1 protein-coding gene and 1 pseudogene are annotated in these 625 nt (G+C 54.4%); one reads left to right on the forward strand and one right to left on the reverse strand.

What is annotated here, in order from left to right; all coding sequences use genetic code 11:
• Positions 1 to 109, reverse strand: a pseudogene (locus ACR0E6_RS22560) (thioesterase); the annotation flags it as partial.
• A 111-nt stretch (positions 110 to 220) separates the two neighbouring features.
• Here ACR0E6_RS22560 and ACR0E6_RS22565 point away from each other — a divergent pair.
• Positions 221 to 589: a MerR family transcriptional regulator gene (locus tag ACR0E6_RS22565; RefSeq protein WP_170374244.1), complete on the forward strand. Its 369-nt coding sequence runs from the start codon at positions 221 to 223 to the stop codon at positions 587 to 589.
• The last annotated feature ends 36 nt before the right edge of the window (positions 590 to 625 follow it).

Raw genomic sequence — 625 nt, forward strand, 5'->3', positions numbered from 1 at the left:
TTGTTATTTCGGCTTCACCTTCCCCAATCTGGCTAAGATGAAGGCCCATCGCGCGCGCATGTGGAATGGCTTCGATAAACTGGCGGGCTAGCTTTGCTTTGTCGACCATGATCATATCCTGTTGTCTTGCCCCTTTATGAGCCGCCAGCCGATCAAAGGGCAAGCCCACCTGTTGCGCTTGTTCGCATGACGTCCTAGGTTGCTGCCGAGGAGACCCCGAATGTCCGACAACCGTTTGTCATTCAAAGAGATGTGTGCCGAGTTCGACGTGACTCCACGCACCCTGCGTTACTACGAATACATCGAGCTCTTGCAGCCCGACCGAGAAGGGCGATCCCGGTACTATGGCCCCAGAGAATGCGCCCGCATGACGCTGATCATGCGCGGCCGGAAATTCGGATTTCCTTTGGAAGAGATTCGCCAGTGGCTGTTGATCTACGAAGATCAAGGCAACGAAGCGCAGATGGCAACTTTCGTAGAAATGGCAGATCGACAGATGGAAGAGCTGCGACAGCAGCGCGCGCAGCTTGACGAGGCGATGGATGCCCTCAAACAGCTTCGGGACCAAACGGCTAAGTCCATAAAGTAGAACACTCTGCCCTTCTGGGTTCTGGTGAAACCAAAA

The organism is Ruegeria sp. AP12 (assembly GCF_056540025.1).